The sequence below is a fragment of the Enterococcus nangangensis genome, assembly GCF_005405245.1.
In the GTDB taxonomy this organism is placed as follows: Bacteria; Bacillota; Bacilli; order Lactobacillales; family Enterococcaceae; genus Enterococcus_J; species Enterococcus_J nangangensis.
Window position 1 is genome coordinate 17,111 of the sequence record NZ_BJDR01000007.1, and the last position, 18,678, is coordinate 35,788.

The 18,678-nt window shown below is 44.1% G+C and carries 16 protein-coding genes; 12 read left to right on the forward strand and 4 right to left on the reverse strand.

Annotation, left to right across the window (positions count from 1 at the left end; genetic code table 11):
- Positions 1-152: 152 nt before the first annotated feature.
- From FFM57_RS03715 to FFM57_RS03770, 12 genes are all read left to right on the forward strand, one after another.
- Positions 153-1,061: an EamA family transporter gene (locus FFM57_RS03715; RefSeq protein ID WP_137599174.1), complete on the forward strand. Its 909-nt coding sequence runs from the start codon at positions 153-155 to the stop codon at positions 1,059-1,061.
- Positions 1,062-1,285: 224 nt separating this feature from the next.
- Positions 1,286-4,072, forward strand: a complete 2,787-nt coding sequence (locus tag FFM57_RS03720; protein WP_137599175.1) for a sigma-54-dependent transcriptional regulator — start codon at positions 1,286-1,288, stop codon at positions 4,070-4,072.
- Positions 4,073-4,252: 180 nt separating this feature from the next.
- Positions 4,253-4,756: a PTS sugar transporter subunit IIB gene (locus FFM57_RS03725; protein ID WP_137599176.1), complete on the forward strand. Its 504-nt coding sequence runs from the start codon at positions 4,253-4,255 to the stop codon at positions 4,754-4,756.
- A 103-nt stretch (positions 4,757-4,859) separates the two neighbouring features.
- Positions 4,860-5,849, forward strand: coding sequence for a mannose/fructose/sorbose PTS transporter subunit IIA (locus tag FFM57_RS03730; RefSeq protein ID WP_137599177.1), 990 nt, complete (start codon positions 4,860-4,862; stop codon positions 5,847-5,849).
- 29 nt (positions 5,850-5,878) lie between these two features.
- Entirely contained in the window at positions 5,879-6,691 is an 813-nt protein-coding gene (locus tag FFM57_RS03735) for a PTS mannose/fructose/sorbose transporter subunit IIC (RefSeq protein WP_137599217.1), read from the forward strand.
- A gap of 21 nt (positions 6,692-6,712) precedes the next feature.
- Positions 6,713-7,624 (forward strand): PTS system mannose/fructose/sorbose family transporter subunit IID, encoded by a 912-nt coding sequence (locus FFM57_RS03740; protein WP_137599178.1) that lies wholly within the window; start codon positions 6,713-6,715, stop codon positions 7,622-7,624.
- Positions 7,625-7,768: 144 nt separating this feature from the next.
- The gene (locus FFM57_RS03745; protein WP_137599179.1) at positions 7,769-8,143 is read left to right on the forward strand and encodes a DUF956 family protein; all 375 of its coding nucleotides are present in this window, start codon (positions 7,769-7,771) and stop codon (positions 8,141-8,143) included.
- 89 nt (positions 8,144-8,232) lie between these two features.
- Positions 8,233-8,940, forward strand: a complete 708-nt coding sequence (locus tag FFM57_RS03750; RefSeq protein ID WP_170999878.1) for an NAD-dependent protein deacylase — start codon at positions 8,233-8,235, stop codon at positions 8,938-8,940.
- A gap of 8 nt (positions 8,941-8,948) precedes the next feature.
- A complete protein-coding gene (locus FFM57_RS03755) occupies positions 8,949-9,827 on the forward strand; it encodes a chorismate mutase (protein WP_137599180.1) in 879 nt (292 codons plus the stop codon).
- Positions 9,817-10,341 (forward strand): transcription repressor NadR, encoded by a 525-nt coding sequence (locus FFM57_RS03760; protein WP_137599181.1) that lies wholly within the window; start codon positions 9,817-9,819, stop codon positions 10,339-10,341. The genes FFM57_RS03755 and FFM57_RS03760 overlap by 11 nt, the downstream gene beginning before the upstream one ends.
- A 145-nt stretch (positions 10,342-10,486) precedes the next feature.
- Positions 10,487-11,581 carry a DUF58 domain-containing protein gene (locus FFM57_RS03765; RefSeq protein ID WP_170999879.1) on the forward strand — a complete coding sequence of 365 codons (1,095 nt, stop codon included), beginning with the start codon at positions 10,487-10,489 and terminating at the stop codon, positions 11,579-11,581.
- Complete coding sequence (locus FFM57_RS03770; RefSeq protein WP_137599183.1) at positions 11,578-12,747, forward strand: DUF4129 domain-containing protein; 1,170 nt, start codon at positions 11,578-11,580, stop codon at positions 12,745-12,747. Before FFM57_RS03765 ends, FFM57_RS03770 begins: the two co-directional genes overlap by 4 nt.
- 65 nt (positions 12,748-12,812) lie before the next feature.
- Here FFM57_RS03770 and FFM57_RS03775 read toward each other — a convergent pair whose 3' ends face one another.
- The 4 genes from FFM57_RS03775 to ahpF form a co-directional block, all read right to left on the reverse strand.
- Positions 12,813-13,472 (reverse strand): potassium channel family protein, encoded by a 660-nt coding sequence (locus FFM57_RS03775; protein ID WP_137599184.1) that lies wholly within the window; start codon positions 13,470-13,472, stop codon positions 12,813-12,815.
- 14 nt (positions 13,473-13,486) lie between these two features.
- Positions 13,487-14,134, reverse strand: a complete 648-nt coding sequence (locus FFM57_RS03780) for a potassium channel family protein (protein WP_137599185.1) — start codon at positions 14,132-14,134, stop codon at positions 13,487-13,489.
- Complete coding sequence (locus FFM57_RS03785; RefSeq protein WP_137599219.1) at positions 14,131-16,947, reverse strand: cation-translocating P-type ATPase; 2,817 nt, start codon at positions 16,945-16,947, stop codon at positions 14,131-14,133. The genes FFM57_RS03780 and FFM57_RS03785 overlap by 4 nt, the downstream gene beginning before the upstream one ends.
- Positions 16,948-17,129: 182 nt before the next feature.
- Positions 17,130-18,677, reverse strand: a complete 1,548-nt coding sequence (ahpF, locus tag FFM57_RS03790) for an alkyl hydroperoxide reductase subunit F (protein WP_137599186.1) — start codon at positions 18,675-18,677, stop codon at positions 17,130-17,132.
- Between the last annotated feature and the right edge of the window lies 1 nt (position 18,678).

The following is an 18,678-nucleotide window of genomic DNA, read 5'->3' on the forward strand; positions in this document are numbered from 1 at the left end:
TTTTTTGAGAGGCGGCCGACCAGTTGCTTGGCGCATAAAAGATTCAGACCAAATTTTAACTTTTTATTGACGAAAAAAGCAGTCTCTTGTAGGCTTAAGGCGTGTTGGTTGGTAGTTACACAGCACAAAGGTAAATGAAGGAGGATGAGAATATGTGGTTTTTACCAGCGCTAGTCACTCTGGTGGCTTGGGGCGCGGCGGATTTATTTTATAAAAAAGGCAATAACGCGAAGGATCGCTATAGTGCTTTAAAGACAGTGGTGATGGTGGGGCTTGTCATGGGGCTGCACGCGCTATTTTATTATGTTGTCTATGAAGGAATTCATTATGATTTCAGCAATTTAATTTTATATTTACCGGTTTCTAGTATGTACATTCTTTCCATGGCATTAGGGTATTTCGGGTTGCGTTATATTGAAGTCTCGGTATCTAGTCCCATCGGTAACTCATCAGGGGCAGTGGTGGTGCTCTTAAGCTTTTTCATTATGAAAGAAACGATGGCGCCACTGCAATGGGCGGCAGTTATTGTCATTATACTCGGCTTATTTTTACTCTCTGTTTTTGAAAAGCAAGAGTTTGACCATGAATTAGCAGCTAGGGGTGAAAAGGTCGATCCAAAGTATCGTGTGGGAGCGATCGCCATCATTTTCCCCCTCCTTTATTGTGTGATTGACGGTTTAGGGACCTTTTTTGATGGCATTTATTTAGACTACCGACAAATTTTACCGGAAGATCAGGCCAACATGAGCTACGAGCTGACTTTCTTTATCGTGGCCTTGCTGGTGTGGGGGTACTTAGCCCTGGTGAAAAAGGAAAAGGTCAATCCTTTCCGGGAAAAAGATAAAGGTTTAGCGGCAATTTTTGAAACCTTGGGGCAATTTTTCTATGTTTTTGCCATGAGTGGGAACGCTATTGTCGCGGCACCGATGATTGCTTCTTACAGTGTGGTGTCCATCATTTTTGCTCGTATCTTCTTAAAAGAAAAACTCAGCAACAAACAATATGTAGCGGTTTTATTTGTGATGATTGCGATTGCTGTATTAGGTTTTTATGACGGCTAAAGTTAAAAGAATTCAGCTATCTCGTTAAAAAGCAGTGACTTTTATCGAGGTGGCTGTTTTTTATTGTCGAAGCTTAGGCATAAATTGCTTTTTTGCGAACATAATTTTACTAATAAATTTTTTTACAGGACAAAATAGCTTTTTTTGTGTATTATTTACATGATTAGTGTATTCTTTTACAGCAAAAGACACGTCGCTAAGGGATTAAAGGGATTGGTGAAGGTATGGAACGAAGAATTGATCGCATTTATGATTTTGTCAAAGGACATAATAATGTTACGACACAAGATGTCGCCGTTAGTCTTAACTTACAGCGCACGAATGTTAGTAAAGACTTAAACGAGCTGGTGGCCCAAGGTCTGCTCCGGAAAACCAGTAGTCGACCGGTGCGCTATTTTAGTGTGGGGGACGACAGCTTAGCAAGTGTGAAACAAGCGCCCTCTGCGTGGCAAGCAACAACGCCTACGAAAAATAAGCCTCACAAAAAAGAAAAGACCAAAGACACGGAGACGAATGTGAGCAGCGATATTTTTGCCAGTATTATCGGTTCGACGGGGAGTATGCGTAACGCTGTCGATCAGGCTAAAGCGGCGATTTTATATCCGCCGAAAGGGTTAAATTGTTTAATTACCGGCCCCACCGGCTCAGGGAAAACTTTTTTTGCCCACTCCATGTTTCAATTTGCCCAGGCGCAAAAAATTATTTCGCAAGATCACGAGCTGGTGGTTTTTAACTGTGCCGATTATGCCAACAATGGCGAGCTTTTAATGAGTCATCTCTTTGGTTATGTCAAAGGGGCTTTTACCGGGGCGGAAACAGATAAAGTAGGGCTCATTCAAAAAGCGGATGGCGGGATGCTATTTCTGGACGAAATTCACCGTTTGCCGCCAGAAGGGCAAGAGATGATCTTTTATTTTATGGATCATGGCAGCTACTCTCGTTTAGGGGAAAGTAGTAAAAATAATCACGCCAACGTCCGGATTGTGGGGGCGACAACGGAAAACCCTAGCTCTAGTTTGCTGGATACTTTTACGCGGCGCATTCCTATTACCATTAAGTTGCCGCCTTTTGACAAACGACCAGCTGCCGAGCAAATTGATTTGGTGCGGGTTTTAGTCGCTTTAGAGGCCAACCGTATTCAGCGGAAAATAATTTTAACTGAAGATGTAGTGAAGGCGCTAATTGGTAGCGTTTCTTATGGCAATATCGGACAGCTAAAATCCAATGTCCAGCTGATTTGTGCGCGTGGTTTTATGAATCACATGAATCAGCAAGAAATTTCCATTACTATTAATGATTTAACGGAAAATATTAAGTCGGGGTTAGTTCAACTAGCGGCGGACCGTTTAAAGGCGATGGATCTTTCTCCTTATTTGGAATCAGAGATGGTGATTACGCCTAATGCCATCGATCAATTGATTAAAACGGATCCCTACGAGTTGCCATACAACTTGTACGACATTATCGGCGACAAAGCTAAATTATTAAAAGCAGAAGGTCTCGACCAAGAAAAAATCAATCACTTTATTTCTACTGATATTAATATCCATCTGAAGTCTTTTTACAAAGATCACGGTTTTACTTTTGATACGAAGACGCGTCTGGCAGAGTTTGTTGACGAGAAAGTAATTGAAATTAGTAATCAAGTGGCGGTCATGGTGAGTCAGCGGCTCCAAAAAAAATTACACCAAAACTTTATTTATGCCTTAAGTCTTCACATTTCATCCTTATTAAAAAAGTTGCACATGGGAGAAAGTCGGGAACTTAACGATAATATTAATGAAATGGCTAAGGATTACCCGCAAGAACGAGGGGTGGCTCGCGAAGTCCGCCAAATGGTGGAAAAGGAACTTCACGTGGTGATTCCCGAAAGTGAAGATGATTATTTAACCGTCCTCTTGGTTTCTTTGCGGGAAAATCAACCAGCGGGCCGGATTGGCATTGTTGTGGCAGCTCACGGCAACACTACCGCCACTTCCATGGTCCAAGTTGTGCGGGAATTGCTGGATGCCACGAATATTTTAGCGGTGGATATGCCTTTAGACATGCACCCGCGCTCAGCTTTTGAAAAAATTCAATTAGCAGTGGAAAAAGTCGATGAAGGGAGCGGGGTTTTACTCTTAGTGGATATGGGATCCCTGGCTTCTTTCAATGAAGAGTTACAAGAGAAAACCGGCGTCCTGGTGCGCACCTTAGATATGGTGACGACACCACTTTTACTGGAAGCCGCACGTAAATCTTCTACCGTGGGGGCCGATGCCGAAGAGCTTTATGAGTCCCTTTTAGATTTTCGCGGCTACGAGCGCGCTTTGCCGGTGGAGCTGACGGAAAATCCCAGTAAAGAAAAAGTAATTTTAGCTATCTGTGCTTCTGGGGAAGGGACCGCATTGCGCTTAAAAGAATTGTTAGAACAAGCATTACAACAGCATGGCTTCAAACGGTTGCAAGTTTTAACTTTATCCGTTGCGGATTTAAAGAGTCAACTGCCGCGTTTAAAACAAGAATATGAAATTGTGGCCACCACGGGAATTGTGAAAACGAGTTTAAGTGTGCCCCACATCCCGATGGAAAATTTAATTAATCAAGCTGCCGACGATGTTTTAGAAAGTTTGCTTTTAGAATGTGAATTACAAGAAGTTCAACAAGTTCCTTTAAATAAAGAGCAAGGGTACCGCTTGTGTATTCAATTTATGGAGGAAAGCTATACCTTCATCAATGGGAAGAAGCTAATCGCTCCTCTTTGGCAAGTGGCTGAAGAACTCTTAGGCACGCTAGAAACGCCCGAGGCCATTGGCAGTAAAATGAATCTAGTGCTGCATCTAGCAGGAAGTGTGGAGCGCACTATCTTGCAGCATCCGTTAAAAGAACCCCAAGGTGTAACGGTACAAGCTGATCCACAAGTGACGGCAGCCTTACACGCTTTAGGGCAGCAACTGCAAATGGCGATTCCCGCCAGCGAAGCATATTATGTTCAGCAATATATCACCGAATCCCTCTTATCTTTTAAGTAAAAAACAGGCGATACACAAAAAACGATACACAACAGTGTATCGTTTTTTTGTGTATCGCTAGGAAACGCTTTTCTTCGTGAAGTTGCTCTAGTGTATTGTGGCACGGTTCTTGCTTTATAGCAAGGTGATCAATAGAGTATAACCTCTGCCATTCACCTGAGTAAACATGGAGGTGAGGAAATGGGAATGGATATCCGTTTAGTGCGCATCGATGACCGCTTGATTCATGGCCAAGTTGCGACGGTTTGGTCCAAAACCACTGGCATAGAACGCATTCTGGTGATCAGTGATGAAGTCGCCCATGATGAGTTGCGCAAGTTTTTATTAAAACAAGCAGCCCCCCCTGGCATTAAGTCCAACGTGATTACTAAGCAAAAGCTAGTGGAAGTTTATCGCCATCAATTGTTTGACCAGCTAAAGGTGATGTTGCTTTTTGCTACCCCGCAAGATGTTTTGGCGGTGGTGGAAGCGGGAATTCCTTTAACGTCAGTGAACATTGGCGGTTTGCGCTACACGGTAGGGAAAAAGATGCTGACGAATTTTATTTCTTTGGATCAACAAGACGTCGCTGCGTTTCAGCAACTTGGCCAATATGGCATTGAGTTAGAAATTCGCCAAGTGCCTAACGACCGCAAGCTGGATCTTTTGCAACTGATTCAAAAGGACAAAATGCTTCACACTTAACATTTGGTTACAGAAGTTGAAAAACTTTTTTGCACAACGGTTTGACACGTCGCTTGCGCTACGCATCAAGCTAGACTGTAACAATAAAAGAGGAGGTAGAAAGATGGTAGGAATTATCATTGCGAGTCACGGCGAATTCGCTAACGGTATTTTACAATCAGGGGCGATGATTTTTGGCGAACAAGAAAACGTCAAAGCAGTCACTCTGATGCCTAGCGAAGGACCTGATGACATCAAAGGTAAAATCAAAGATGCAGTTGCTTCTTTTGACGACCAAGAAGAAGTTTTATTCTTAGTTGATCTTTGGGGCGGCACGCCTTTTAATCAGGCAAACAGCTTCTTTGAAGAACACAAGGACAAATGGGCCATTGTTTCCGGCATGAATTTGCCAATGGTGATTGAGGCTTATGCTTCAAGATTCTCCATGAACACAGCTCACGAAATTGCGGCACACATTGTGACCACCGCAAGAGAAGGCGTACGGATTTTGCCAGAAGCTTTAGAACCACAAGCTGCACCACAAGCCGAAGCTGCGGCAGCACCTGTTCAAGGAAGTATTCCTAAAGGTACAGTTTTAGGGGACGGGCATATCAAATTTGTTTTAGTACGGGTAGACTCACGTTTACTTCACGGGCAAGTTGCTACTGCTTGGACGAAATCAACGAATCCAGATCGGATCATAGTAGTTTCTGATGATGTAGCTAAAGATGACTTGCGGAAGAAATTAATCGAGCAAGCAGCGCCTCCAGGTGTTAAAGCGAACGTTATTCCAGTAGACAAAATGATTGAAATCGCAAAAGATCCTCGCTTTGGCGCAACGAAAGCTTTGTTACTTTTTGAAAATCCTCAAGATGTTTTGCGGGCAGCAAATGGCGGCGTGGCAATTAAAGAAGTCAACGTTGGTTCCATGGCCCATTCTGTTGGTAAAGTTGTCGTAAGTAAAGTGTTGTCCATGGGGAATAATGATGTGGATACTTTTGAACAATTAAAAGCCAAAGGAATTACTTTTGACGTACGGAAAGTACCTAATGATTCCAAAGATAATATGGACGAAATCTTGAAAAAGGCTAAAACGGAATTAGCCAAAGCATAATAAAAAAATAGGAGGGTTAGGAAATGTCAATTAATATTGTTTCAGCAATTTTAGTTATTATTGTGGCATTCTTTGCTGGGATGGAAGGTATCTTAGATGAATTCCAATTCCACCAACCACTTGTTGCTTGTACCCTAATCGGGGCAGTAACGGGTCACTTAGTACCATGTATCATCTTAGGCGGAACCTTACAAATGGTTGCCTTAGGTTGGGCCAATATTGGAGCCGCCGTTGCACCGGATGCAGCGTTAGCTTCCGTTGCTTCAGCCATCATCTTAGTATTAGGTGGGAACTACGACACAAAAGGAATTCAAGCCGCCTTTGCTGCTGCTATTCCGTTGGCTGTAGCCGGTTTGTTCATCACCATGTTAGTTCGTACTTTAGCTGTACCAATCGTTCACATTATGGATGGGGCTGCTGAAGAAGGAAACATCCGCAAGTTAGAAACATGGCACATTATCGCTATCATTTTACAAGGTTTACGGATTGCGATACCAGCTGCTTTGCTATTAATGATTCCAGCCGACAGCGTAAAAGAATTATTAGAAATGATGCCTGCTTGGTTATCTGATGGGATGGCTATCGGTGGTGGGATGGTGGTAGCCGTTGGTTATGCCATGGTTATTAACATGATGGCTACTCGTGAAGTTTGGCCATTCTTCGTTATCGGTTTTGTAGTAGCTGCTATTACACAATTAACTTTAATTGCCATCGGGGCTTTAGCTGTAGCCATCGCTTTAATTTACTTGAACATCACAGAAGGTGGTTCAGGTAGTGGTTCAGCTGGTGGTGGTAATCACGGTACCGGGGATCCTCTCGGCGACATTTTAAATGACTATTAAACTTGAAGGAGGAGAAATAAAATGGCAGAAAAAATTACGTTAAGTAAAAAAGATCGTTTAGCCGTTGCATGGCGTTCTACCTTCATTCAAGGGTCTTGGAACTATGAACGGATGCAAAATGGTGGCTGGTGTTACTCTTTAATTCCCGCTATTAAAAAATTATACAAATCTGATGAAGATCGTAAAGCGGCTTTAAAACGTCACTTGGAATTCTTCAATACGCACCCATACTTGGCTTCCCCAATCATCGGGGTAACCTTAGCCTTAGAAGAAGAACGTGCCAATGGTGCACCCATTGATGACGTAGCGATTCAAGGGGTTAAAATTGGGATGATGGGTCCTTTAGCCGGTGTCGGAGATCCAGTCTTCTGGTTTACTGTTCGTCCAATGTTAGGTGCTCTCGGTGCATCCTTAGCGTTAACCGGAAACATCTTAGGACCAATTATCTTCTTCGTTTTCTGGAACTTAATTCGTTGGGCCTTCATGTGGTATACGCAAGAGTTCGGCTACAAAGCCGGTTCTAAAATTACCGATGACTTATCTGGTGGTTTATTGCAAAAGGTGACTAAAGGAGCTTCTATTTTAGGGATGTTCGTTTTAGGATCTTTAGTTCAACGTTGGGTATCCATTAAGTTTACACCCGTGGTTTCCAAAGTTGAATTATCAGATGGTGCTTTTATCGACTGGGATAAATTGCCAGCTGGCACAGACGGAATTAGACAAGCACTAACGGATGTTCAAAATGGTTTGTCCATGACAAACTTTAAAGAAACCACTTTGCAACAAAACTTGGATAGCTTAATTCCTGGTTTAGCAGGGGTCTTATTGACGCTCTTATGTATGTGGTTGTTGAAGAAAAAAGTTTCGCCAATCATTATCATTATCGGCTTGTTCGTTGTGGGTGTCTTAGCTCACTTAGCACACATTATGTAAAAAATGGACGAGGGGCTTGGCTTAATCTACAGCCAAGTCCTTTGTTTTTTCTTTATTGTAGGCAGCAAGCTTTCTTTACTATTTGGCAAATAAAAAAAGACAGGTATAATAAAGTACATACAGTTTTAGAAAGGGGCGCAAGCCATGGTGCAGTCGTTAAATACGAAAGTAGATTTAACTTGTGACGCAACTTCTTTTCTCGGCATAGCCGATTACGGTAAAGTAATGGTGGGGGATCATGCTTTTGAGTTTTACGATAACCGCAATCCCAACAATTTTATGCAAATTCCTTGGGAAGAGGTGGACTACGTGATTGCTTCAGTCATGTTTAAAGGCAAGTGGATTCCCCGTTATGCCATCCGTACGAAGAAAAACGGGACGTACACTTTTTCCTCGAAAAAACCCAAAGAAGTGTTGCGGGCCATTAATAAATATGTACCAGCTGATCGTTTAGTGCATTCCTTGACGTTTTATCAAGCGTTAAAACAAGGGATTGCTCGGCGACGAAATAAAGGATAAGTATTTTGCGGTAGGATTTCGCTGCCGCTTTTTTTGTTTTCCGTGAAAAAAGCTAGAGTTTTCGGCTATAATGAGGGAGGGTGAGGACAATGACACAAATCAGTGGCGAAAAATTAATTTCTTTCATGCAAGAACAGGCAGCACACATTACTTTTTTAACTGGTGCGGGGGTTTCAACGCCTTCAGGGATTCCTGACTATCGCTCCTTAACGGGGGTCTATCACGGCTTGGAAGAGCCGGAGTATTTATTAAGCGCCACTTGTTTAAAGTACGAGCCAGAAAAATTTTATGCTTTTGTCAAACATTTATATCACCCTGACGCGAAACCTAATATCATTCATGAAAAAATTGCCGAGTATTGTCGTCAAGGTTCGGCTTTAGTGACCCAAAATATTGACGGGTTACACCAAAGGGCGGTAACACCTCAGATGGTCGCTTTTCATGGCAATTTAAGTGACGTTTATTGTCAAAAATGTCAAGCCGCAGTGCCGGTAGCGGATTACTTAACTAGTGATGTGCATGCCAATTGTGGTGGCCGTTTGCGCCCCAATATTATTTTGTATGAAGAAGGTTTACCTTTGCAACGAATAATAGTGGCCGAAAAAATGGTGGCGCAAGCGCAGCTGCTGGTGGTGGTGGGGACGAGTCTCAAGGTTTATCCTTTTGCTGGCTTATTGGATGCCAAAAAGCTAGACAGCCAAGTGGTGGTGATTAACCGTGAAGCCCCTAGTCGCCCCTTAGCAGCGGATGTTTTAGAATATTACGGCTCAGCCGAAGAAATTTTTAAAGAACTTTAGGAGGCATTATGACTGAGAAATTTTTAAGCGAAAAAGAAAAAATGATTGCGGGGGAACTTTATTTTTCCCAAGATCCAGAACTAGTGGCCGACCGCACGCGGGCGCGACAAGTGATGCACTTGTTAAATGGGGAAAGCGACAACCAACGGCGCAGCGCCTTAGCTAAAGAAATTTTTGGCAAAACGGGGCAACAAATTTATGTGGAACCAACGTTGCGTTTTGATTATGGCTACAATATTTTTGTCGGAGAAAATTTTTATTGTAACTTCGATAATATCTTGTTAGATATTTGTCCGATTCACATTGGTGACAACTGTATGTTTGGTCCTAATGTACAATTATATACGGCAACTCATCCGTTAGAACCAGTGAAACGCAACAGCGGCTTAGAGTACGGCAAACCGATTAAAATTGGCGATAATGCCTGGCTCGGTGGCGGTGCGGTCATTTTACCTGGCGTGACCCTCGGCAATAATGTTGTGGTAGGAAGTGGCGCGGTGGTGACGAAATCATTTGGCGATAACGTTGTATTAGGCGGTAATCCGGCGCGGGTCTTAAAGACGATCGCGGTAGATAATGAAGCACCGGTGGCAACACCCACAGAAAAGTTAGCCCAATTGCGGCAAAAAATTGACCGCTTGGATCAACAATTAGCACCGTTACTGAAAGAACGTTTAGCAGTGGTGAAAGAAGTTGCCGCTACGAAAAAAGCAGCCGGCTTACCGATTTTAAATAGTCAACGGGAACAAGAAGTTGTCGCCAAGTATGTTACGGATTCGACCGACTTAAGCCAACGCTACTTAGGAGAAACTTTTGTTAAAATTATGGAAGCATCCAAAGACTATCAAGGCGCTTTAGGTTTAGGAGGGGACGCGCATGACCAATAATAAAGGGGAAGAGCGGCGCCAGCATCTTTTAGCGCAGCTTGCAAAACAAGATGGTCCTTTATCGGCGAGCCGTTTAGCCAAAGAGCTGGGGGTCAGTCGCCAAATTATTGTGGGGGACGTGGCCTTATTACGAGCTAGTGGCCAAGAGATTACGGCAACTGCTCGCGGCTATTTATTAAATGCTCCTAAGACACCGGGGATTGTCAGTCAAATTGCTTGCCTCCATACGCCGGAACAAACGGCAGAAGAGTTACAAATTATGGTGGCCAGCGGCGCAGAAGTCGTGGACGTCTTAGTAGAGCATCCATTATATGGCGAACTGAAGGGCAGCCTCTATATTAAAACGCCCCAAGACATCGAAAACTTTATGGCCGAACTTGCCGCCACTGACAGCGTCTTATTGTCTAGCTTGACAGGTGGCGTCCATTTACACACGGTGATTACGCCGACCGTTGAAGAGGTCAACGCCTTAAAAGCAGCGCTGCGCCAAGCGCATATTTTGTACGAAGGGTAAAGGGCGATTGCTTCAGGTGTGAGCGGCCATTTATCGAAAAAAAGGAGAAGAGGAATCTTCTTCTTTTTTTCATTATTTAGCGACCTAAATCGTGGTAAAATAGGAAAAATGAAAGCGGATTATCAGATGTGAGGAGATGTTGGCTGTGTTAGTAATCATTGCTTTAGTCTGCTTGGGCTTCCTGTGGGGCTTAGAGCAGTACTTTCAGCGCCGGTGGGAGCAAGAGTTGTTCGTGGTGATTCAATTAAGTGCTACTGAAATTTTTTGTGGCGAAACTTTTTCTTTAACGGAAAAGGTAGAAAATCGCAAAAGTTTACCACTGCCTTTTTTACAATTGACGATTCCTTTTAAAGCTAACGGCATTGCTTTAGTGGATCGCCAAATGCAACACAGTGTTCCCGTCAATGATTTTCACCAAATTTTTGCTCTAGCTGGCGGGAGTTTTTTGCAGCGACGCTTTCCTTTAAAAGCGGAAAAGCGGGGGGCGTATCCCCTAAGGACGCTGGTAGTTCACAGTCGTAACCTTTTTTTCACGCCTCGTTATCAAAAAGTCTATCCGATGCAAAAAGATATTCTTGTTTATCCAGCTTTAGTGCCACCAGAAAAATTTTTTGAACGGTATCAAATGGGTTTAGGGGATCTCTTAGCTAAAATTTCTTTGACGCAAGACCCGCTGCGCTTTTTTAGCTTGCGCACTTATCAACCAGGGGATCCTTATCGGGCAATTAACTGGAAAAAAACGGCGCAACAACAAAATTTAGTAGTCAATCAATATCAACCCGTCGCCCAAGGAAGTTTACGGATTATTTTGGAATTACCGCAACCCTATCATTTTCAACTGGCTAAAATTGTGGAAGAAGAGCTTTCTTTAGTGGCGACGTTGGCTCAACAAGCGACGGCACTAGGGTGGCAAGTAACAGTTACGAGTAACGCCTGTGATGAAGCAGGAGCTAACTTATTCACAACAGGCCAAGTATTTAATTCATTGGCAATTTTTCGGCAGTTGGCTTACGTCGTAGCAGAAAAGAGTGGTCCGCGACAAGGGTTATTTTCCCCACTAACTAGTGATGCGGTCAGTTGGGTGGTGGTGTCTTACGCCAATCAAGAAAAGGCGCAACATCAAGCCGCCTTACAACAAGTAAGTCAAGGGGCCGCCCTCTGGTTCACGGTGGTGGAAAAGGCCGCCTTACAAGAAAAAAGTTCGGCCATGGAACAATATTGGGAGGTGCGACCCGTATGAGGAGTGCTAAATCTTTAGCGTGGTTGTTAGCCTTTTTAAAAAGTGGTTTTGTCTGGCTAGCGGGCTACAGTTTACAAACGGCGATGCACCAAAATAATCAAGTGACCTGGCTTAGTTGGGTCGGCGCACTGCTTTTATTTTACAGCGGTAGTCGCTTAGCTTTACGTTATCCTTTGTTGTTACGCAGTTTATTCGCGCTGGCTTTTGGTGTGCTCTTTGTGCTAGTGCGTCCGTTAAATATTTGGGATACACTAGTGGTGCTGTTGAGTTTAGCTCTAGCTTTAGTTCAAGAGGAACAACGCTTGCCTCTTTTTTACCTTAGTCTTAGTGGCGTTTTTTACGTGCTGGGTTATCTCCAAAATTTACAGTTCACCCGGATTGCCGCCACGTTATTGTTTTTTATTAGCTTACTTGTCTGGTGTTTGTTGCGCTATCAAGCAGAAGTGCAAGCAGCGGAAATTTTTGGGCAGTCCACCACAGACTTTCCCTTAAAAATTTTTCAACAATTAGTGCAGCGGCAGTGGCACTATTTCCTAGTGGGTTTTTTAGGCATAACGGGCCTACTCTTTATAACCCTCACGCTTTGGCGTCCCTTTGCTACCTTTACGCCGTGGCACTTTTCCACCACCACCAAAAAAGTCGACATTACGCTACCTAGTACACCGCCGGTAAGTAACAAGTCAGGCAACATCATGGCGGCGTTAAAGGCCCAACAGCCAGATTCCAAGTGGTCAGCCTTTTGGCAAATTTTGGAAAAAATCGTGACTTTCTTATTGCCGTGGGTCGGAGGCGCCGTGCTAGTGACTCTTTTAATTGTGGGCATTTATCACGCGGTGCAAAAAATTAAGCCTAAGGAGGAAGAAGTTCAGCCGTGGCTAGACGCTGACCTCGCCGATTTAGTTGTCGGTAGCGCGCCTTTAACTAAAAGGTCGTCGCCGGAAAAAGAGAGCAGCAATCGGAAAAAAGTTCGCCGTCTTTTTAAGCGGCAAGTAAAAAAAGCCCGGGTAATGGTCCGCCCTGGGGATACCCCGACGACTTTGACGGCGGAATTAAAATTAAAACCTAACGCTGCGCAAAATTTGCGACAGCTGTACCAAAAAGCGCGCTATTCCAATGCTGAGCTTCGGGATGAAGAGCTGCAGGCATTAAAGCGCGACTTAAAATAAAAAATCCTGAAAGTTTCCCCTAACGCCTTTTAGGGGCAGGGAACTTTCAGGATTTTTTTGTCGCTTTAGCGCATCAAGCGGTGTAAGGCGGCTTCTTCGCTAGTGGGAGTATAAGCAATCAAATGATCGCCAGCCCGCAAAATCGTTTCACCTCGGGCGGGAATATTTTCATCTTGGCGCTGAATGGCCACAATAACGGTTTGTTGCGGAATAGGAATTTTTTTCAGAGGTAGGTTCTCGGCTTCCGCCCCGTGATTGACGGTAATTTCTACGATGGAATTATCGCCGTGGTTGAGTTGCATTAAAGTGACGATGTTTTCCATATCAATTTGATCGGCAATGATTCGCGCCAGTAAACTGGCTTGACTAATCTTCACGTCGACACCCATTTCGGCGGTAAAGAGCCATTCGTTTTTGGGATTATTCACTCGGGCAATCACGCGCTCGACACCAAATTCAAATTTTGCAATGGTGGCGGCTACCAGATTGATTTCGTCTTGACCAGTCACCACTGCTACCACGTCTGCGTCAGTGATGCCCGCCTTTTCTAAAATATTCGGGTCGGCACCATCGCCAGTTACTAAGACGTTAGCAGGAAATTCTCCTTCCACAAAGCGAATGACTCGTTCCCGCTGCTCGATAATTTTGACTTGATTGCCCGCTTTTAACATTAACTTAGCCACGTAAGAACCTACTTGGCCGCCCCCGATAATAATAATTTTCATGGTGTCTCTCTCCTTTAAAATTGTAAGACGCGGCGGATTTCATGAATCGCTTCGGCTTGGGCCGCTAGGTAAAGGGTATCGTGTTCTTGCAGTAAGGTGTTGTTGGCGGGAATAAAGGAGTCGTTGCCGCGACTCAAGGCCACCACCCGGACTTCGTTCATGGGAAACGCTTCTTGAATGGTGCGCCTAGTTAGGAGCGCTGGGATATTCACCCGCACCACTTCCACTGGCGTGTTGCCGATACTTAAGACACTTTCCAAATGGCTAAAGGTCAAAAGCTCTTTGGCGCGGGCGATGCCCCATTGCGTAGTAGCGATGACTTGAATACCTAAAGCGTTATAAATATCAACTTTCCGCCGATCATACAAGCGCGCGATGACTTTCGGGACCCGATAATGATTGCGGGCGATGCGGGCTACTAAGGCGTTGGTTTCATCGCTTTCCGTACAAGTAATCAAACCGTCTGTCCGCATAATGCCAGCTTTTTCCAATAATTCCCGGTCAAATTCTACCCCAGTTAAGGTGTGACCGTTAAAGTCATCTCCTAAAGCGCGAAATTGTTGAGGTTGGGAACTGATGACGGTGACTTCATACTTGAGGCGATCTAACTCCATAGCTAAGCCGGAGCCTAGGCGCCCACAACCGACAATAATGATTTTCATAGTACTGGCCCTCCTTGATTTTTGCGACGCAGCCGTGCCTTTCTTAATTCATCCAACAACACCATGGGAACCGGACACAAGATGAGGAAAATCCAGTGGGGGAGACCAAGGGGTGCAGTGTTAAACAATTGATGGAGAAACGGCAGATACGTTAATGCACAGAATAACAAAATTTCAAAAATAATCCCTAGGTTAATCAAACGGTTCTTAAATAATCCCAGTTTAAAAACAGACTGGCTCTCGGTCCGACAGTTCATGGCCGCTCCAATTTGACAAAAGATAATCGCGCCTAAGGCCATGGTGGTGGCTTGCCGGTATTCCACGCCGCTACTAGCTAAAGTCTGGAAAGTATTGCCATTCAGCCAGTTGGTATAAAAGTAAGCAGTCATGGAAATAATTGCTTCCAGTAAGCCATACCATAAAAAGGCTTTAATGACGATTTTTTTATTTAGCAAGGAATCAGAAAGCTTCCGCGGTGGCCGTTCCATAATGCCCGGTTCTGGATCTTCCGTGCCTAGCCCTAAAGCAGGCATCATATCTGTCCCTAAGTCAACGGCTAAAATTTGCATAACAGTTAAAGGCAAAGGAATCAAGCCGCGGGAAAACAAGAACGCTGCAGAAGGCACGGCTTCTGACATGTTGGAGTTAAAGATGTAGAGCAGGAATTTTTGAATATTGTTGTAAACGGCCCGACCTTCTTCCACTGCTCGCACAATCGAAGCGAAGTTATCGTCAGTTAAAATCATATCGGCGGACTCTTTGGCGACATCCGTACCGGTAATCCCCATGGCGACCCCAATGTCGGCTTTCTTTAAAGCCGGAGCATCGTTGACACCATCACCTGTTACGGCGACAACTTTCCCCATGGCTTGTAAATTAGTCACCACGCGATATTTTTGTTCCGGAGCCACCCGGGCAAAAATGATTTCGTCAGCTAAAGCCGTTTTTAGTTCTTCGTCGCTCATTTTAGCCAGCTCTTGACCAGTCACCACCCGCGGATGTTCACCTTGGACAATGCCAATGCGCTTGGCAATACTTTCTGCTGTTAACCCGTAATCACCGGTAATCATAATAATGCGAATGGCAGCTTGACGACATTTTTCCACCGCAGCGGCCACTTCCACCCGCGGAGGATCGGCCATCACGACTAAACCAACAAAGGTTAAATCTTGTTCGATGTTTTCTGGCGTGTAAGCACTCATGGCTTTGGGTAAGTCGGAAGCATTATCGAGAGGGCGGTAAGTCACCGCTAAAACCCGCAAGCCATTTCTAGCATATTGGTCGTTGGCGGCCATAATTTTTTTACGGTCGTCTGCAGTCATGGGGCGCAGTTCACCATTAACAGCAATCGTCTGACAAAGCTCACTAGTTTCTTTCGGTGCACCTTTAGTAAAGGCGACGCGTTTGCTGCCGGCTAAAGGTTCTTTTAATTGATGGATGGTCGTCATGCGTTTGCGACTGGAATCAAAAGGCAATTCCCGCAAACGCGGCAGATCTCTTTCTAAATCAGCTAAGGTTAGTCCTGCTTTTTCCGCCACCACTCCAAGGCAAGCTTCCGTGGGGTCTCCTAAGACGGTATAACGAGGATGCTCCTCATCAGGGGGCAAGACCCGCGCGTTACTACAAAGAGCTGCTGCCGTTAAAATTAATTGCAAATTCGTATCGGTTTTGGCGCTGACTTTTGTACTGCCGGCTAAAATATCGCCAGTAGGTGCGTACCCAAGTCCGGTGACTGTTAATTCTTCATGGGGCAACCAGACGTGATTGACGGTCATTTCATTTTGCGTTAAGGTGCCTGTTTTATCGGAACAAATCACGGAGGTGGAGCCTAACGTTTCTACCGAAGAAAGTTTTTTGACTAAGGCGTGCTCTTTAGCCATCCGCTGCACCCCCATGGCTAAGGACAAGGTCACGGTAGGGAGGAGGCCTTCAGGAATAAAGGCGACAATCATCCCCAAGGAGAAGACAAAGGCTTGCGCCACGGGTTGTTTCACAAATAAAACAGCTGCCACTAAGAAAAACATCCCGATGGAAACGGCGATAATGGAAATTTGTTTAGTGAGTTTATCTAGCTCAATTTGTAAAGGACTCTTCACTTCTTCCATACTTTGAGTTAAGCCGGCAATTTTCCCAAACTCCGTCGCCATCCCAATATTAGTCACTACCCCTTGTCCGCTACCGGCAGAAACAGTGGTGCCGGCAAAGACTTGATTTTTAATTTCAAAGACGGCTAAATCTTTTTGGAAAACTGGCCGTTCATTTTTCCGCACGGGATTAGATTCCCCAGTTAAGGCGGACTGATTGACTTGTAAATCGGTGGTGGCAATCAAGCGGGCATCAGCCGAGATGCGGTCGCCTTCTTCAATCAACATGATATCTCCTGGCACCAAGTCTTCGGCTAAAATCTTTTCTTCTTGCCCGTTACGCACCACTCGCGCGTATTGTGGCAACATTTTTTTCAAAGCTTCCGTTGCTTTACTGGCTTTATTTTCTTGGAAAAAACTAAAGAGCCCGTTAATCACGTTGACTAACCAGATGGCAATCCCTAGTTGCGGCGTGTCGGTGAAAAAAAATGCTACGGCACCGCCTACCCAAAGTAAAATCGCCATCAAACTAATAAAGTTCTTTAAAAATTTAATGATGGTGGATTCACCTTTTACTTCAGCGATTTCATTAGCTCCATACTTTTGTTGCAGCGTTGCCACTTCCGCTGTTGTGTGACCCGTTGCGCGGGTGGCCAGAGCGTCGAAGACTTCATTTGGATGCAAGTCTTCATAGTGGGCTGCTGACTTTTCCTGTGCTTCGTTACTCATCATGACACCTTTCCTTCCAAAGCTTTATTATGAGTCGAGCATAGCACCTTTTCTAAATTTTGAGTAAAGATAACCCTTTGGAAAAAGGATTTATGGAAGGTGTTAAAAGTTTTGCGGTGTAACTAAAAAAACGCCTCATTAAAGTTTTTGGCCAATAAACTTTAATGAGGCGTTTCTTGTTATTACTTTTGACGAATCAGGTAGTCAAAGGCACTAAGGGCTGCCGTAGCACCAGACCCCATAGCAATGACAATTTGTTTATAAGGTTCGGTTGTACAGTCTCCCGCAGCAAAAACGCCAGAAAGACTCGTCGTGTTGTGCTCATCCACTACAATTTCTCCTCGGGAATTTAAATCAAGGGTATCTTGTAGCCAATGAGTATTAGGTTGGAGGCCAATTAAAATAAAGACGCCTGCAACATCTAGGTGCTGGAGTTCACCTGTTGTGCGATTTTCATATTGAATGCTTTCCACTTTTTGCTGGCCGGTAATTGCTTTAGTGGCGGCATTAGTAATTACGCGGACATTACTTAAAGTTGCTAGCTTTTCTTGCAGTACATCATCTGCTTTTAATTCAGGTAAAAATTCTAAAACGGTGACTTCTTGGCAAATTCCAGCTAAATCAATAGCCGCTTCAATACCAGAATTCCCGCCACCAATGACTGCTACTTTTTTATCTGTAAATAAAGGACCATCACAGTGAGGACAGTAGCAAACGCCCTTCGTTTTAAATTCTTCTTCACCAGGCACGCCGATAGCCCGCCAATGAGCACCAGTAGCTAAGATAACAGTTTTAGCTTTTAAAACGTCGCCGTTGTCTAAAGTTAAAGCTTTCAAATTGTTTTGGTTCGTGAGCTTTTCAGCCAGGTGACCTTTAATTAAAGGAACATTGTATTTAGCAACATGTTGTTCCACGTTAGCCATTAAGGTTTCCCCTTCAATGTAAGGTGTACCAATGATATTTTCAATTCCTAGAGTTTCTAAGGGTTGCCCCCCAAAGCGACCCATCACCATGGCGACTTTTAAGCCTTTACGAGCGCCATAAATGGCTGCGCTGCTGGCAGCAGGGCCACCGCCGACAATTAGCATATCAAAGGTAGTGGCTAAAAGTTCCGGTGCTACGTGACTAGGACCAGCTGCTTGTAAAACTTTTTCTAAGATTTCTTCTAAAGACATACGACCATTGGCCCATTCTTCACCATTTAAAAAGACAGTAGGAACGGCTAAAACGTTTTTGCTTTCAACTTCAGGGCGATTCATCCCTCCTTCAATCATAGTAGAAGTAATGTTGGGATTTAAGACGGCCATAATATTTAAAGCTTGTACTACATCAGGACAATTGTGACACGTTAAACTGACATAAGTCTCAAAGTTTAAAGGCGTGGCGATGCTTTGAATTTGAGTTAGAGCATCAGGACTAATTTTTGGCGGGCGACCAGAAACTTGCAGTAACGCTAAAACAAAAGAAGCAAACTCATGACCTAAAGGCAGTCCGGCAAAAACTAGCCGGGGATTTTCATCGTGAGGCTTTTTTAAACCAAAAGCGGGTTGTCGACTGAAATTTCCTGTTTCTAAAGATAATTTATCAGAAAGAGTCACGACTTCATTTAAAAAGCTGGCGACTTTTTGTGCTTCTTTTTCACGGCTAGAAAAGTCAGTGACAATTACCACGGGTTCTTCTAATAGCGCTAAATAACTTTTAAGTTGAGCAATTAAATTTTTGTCTAACATG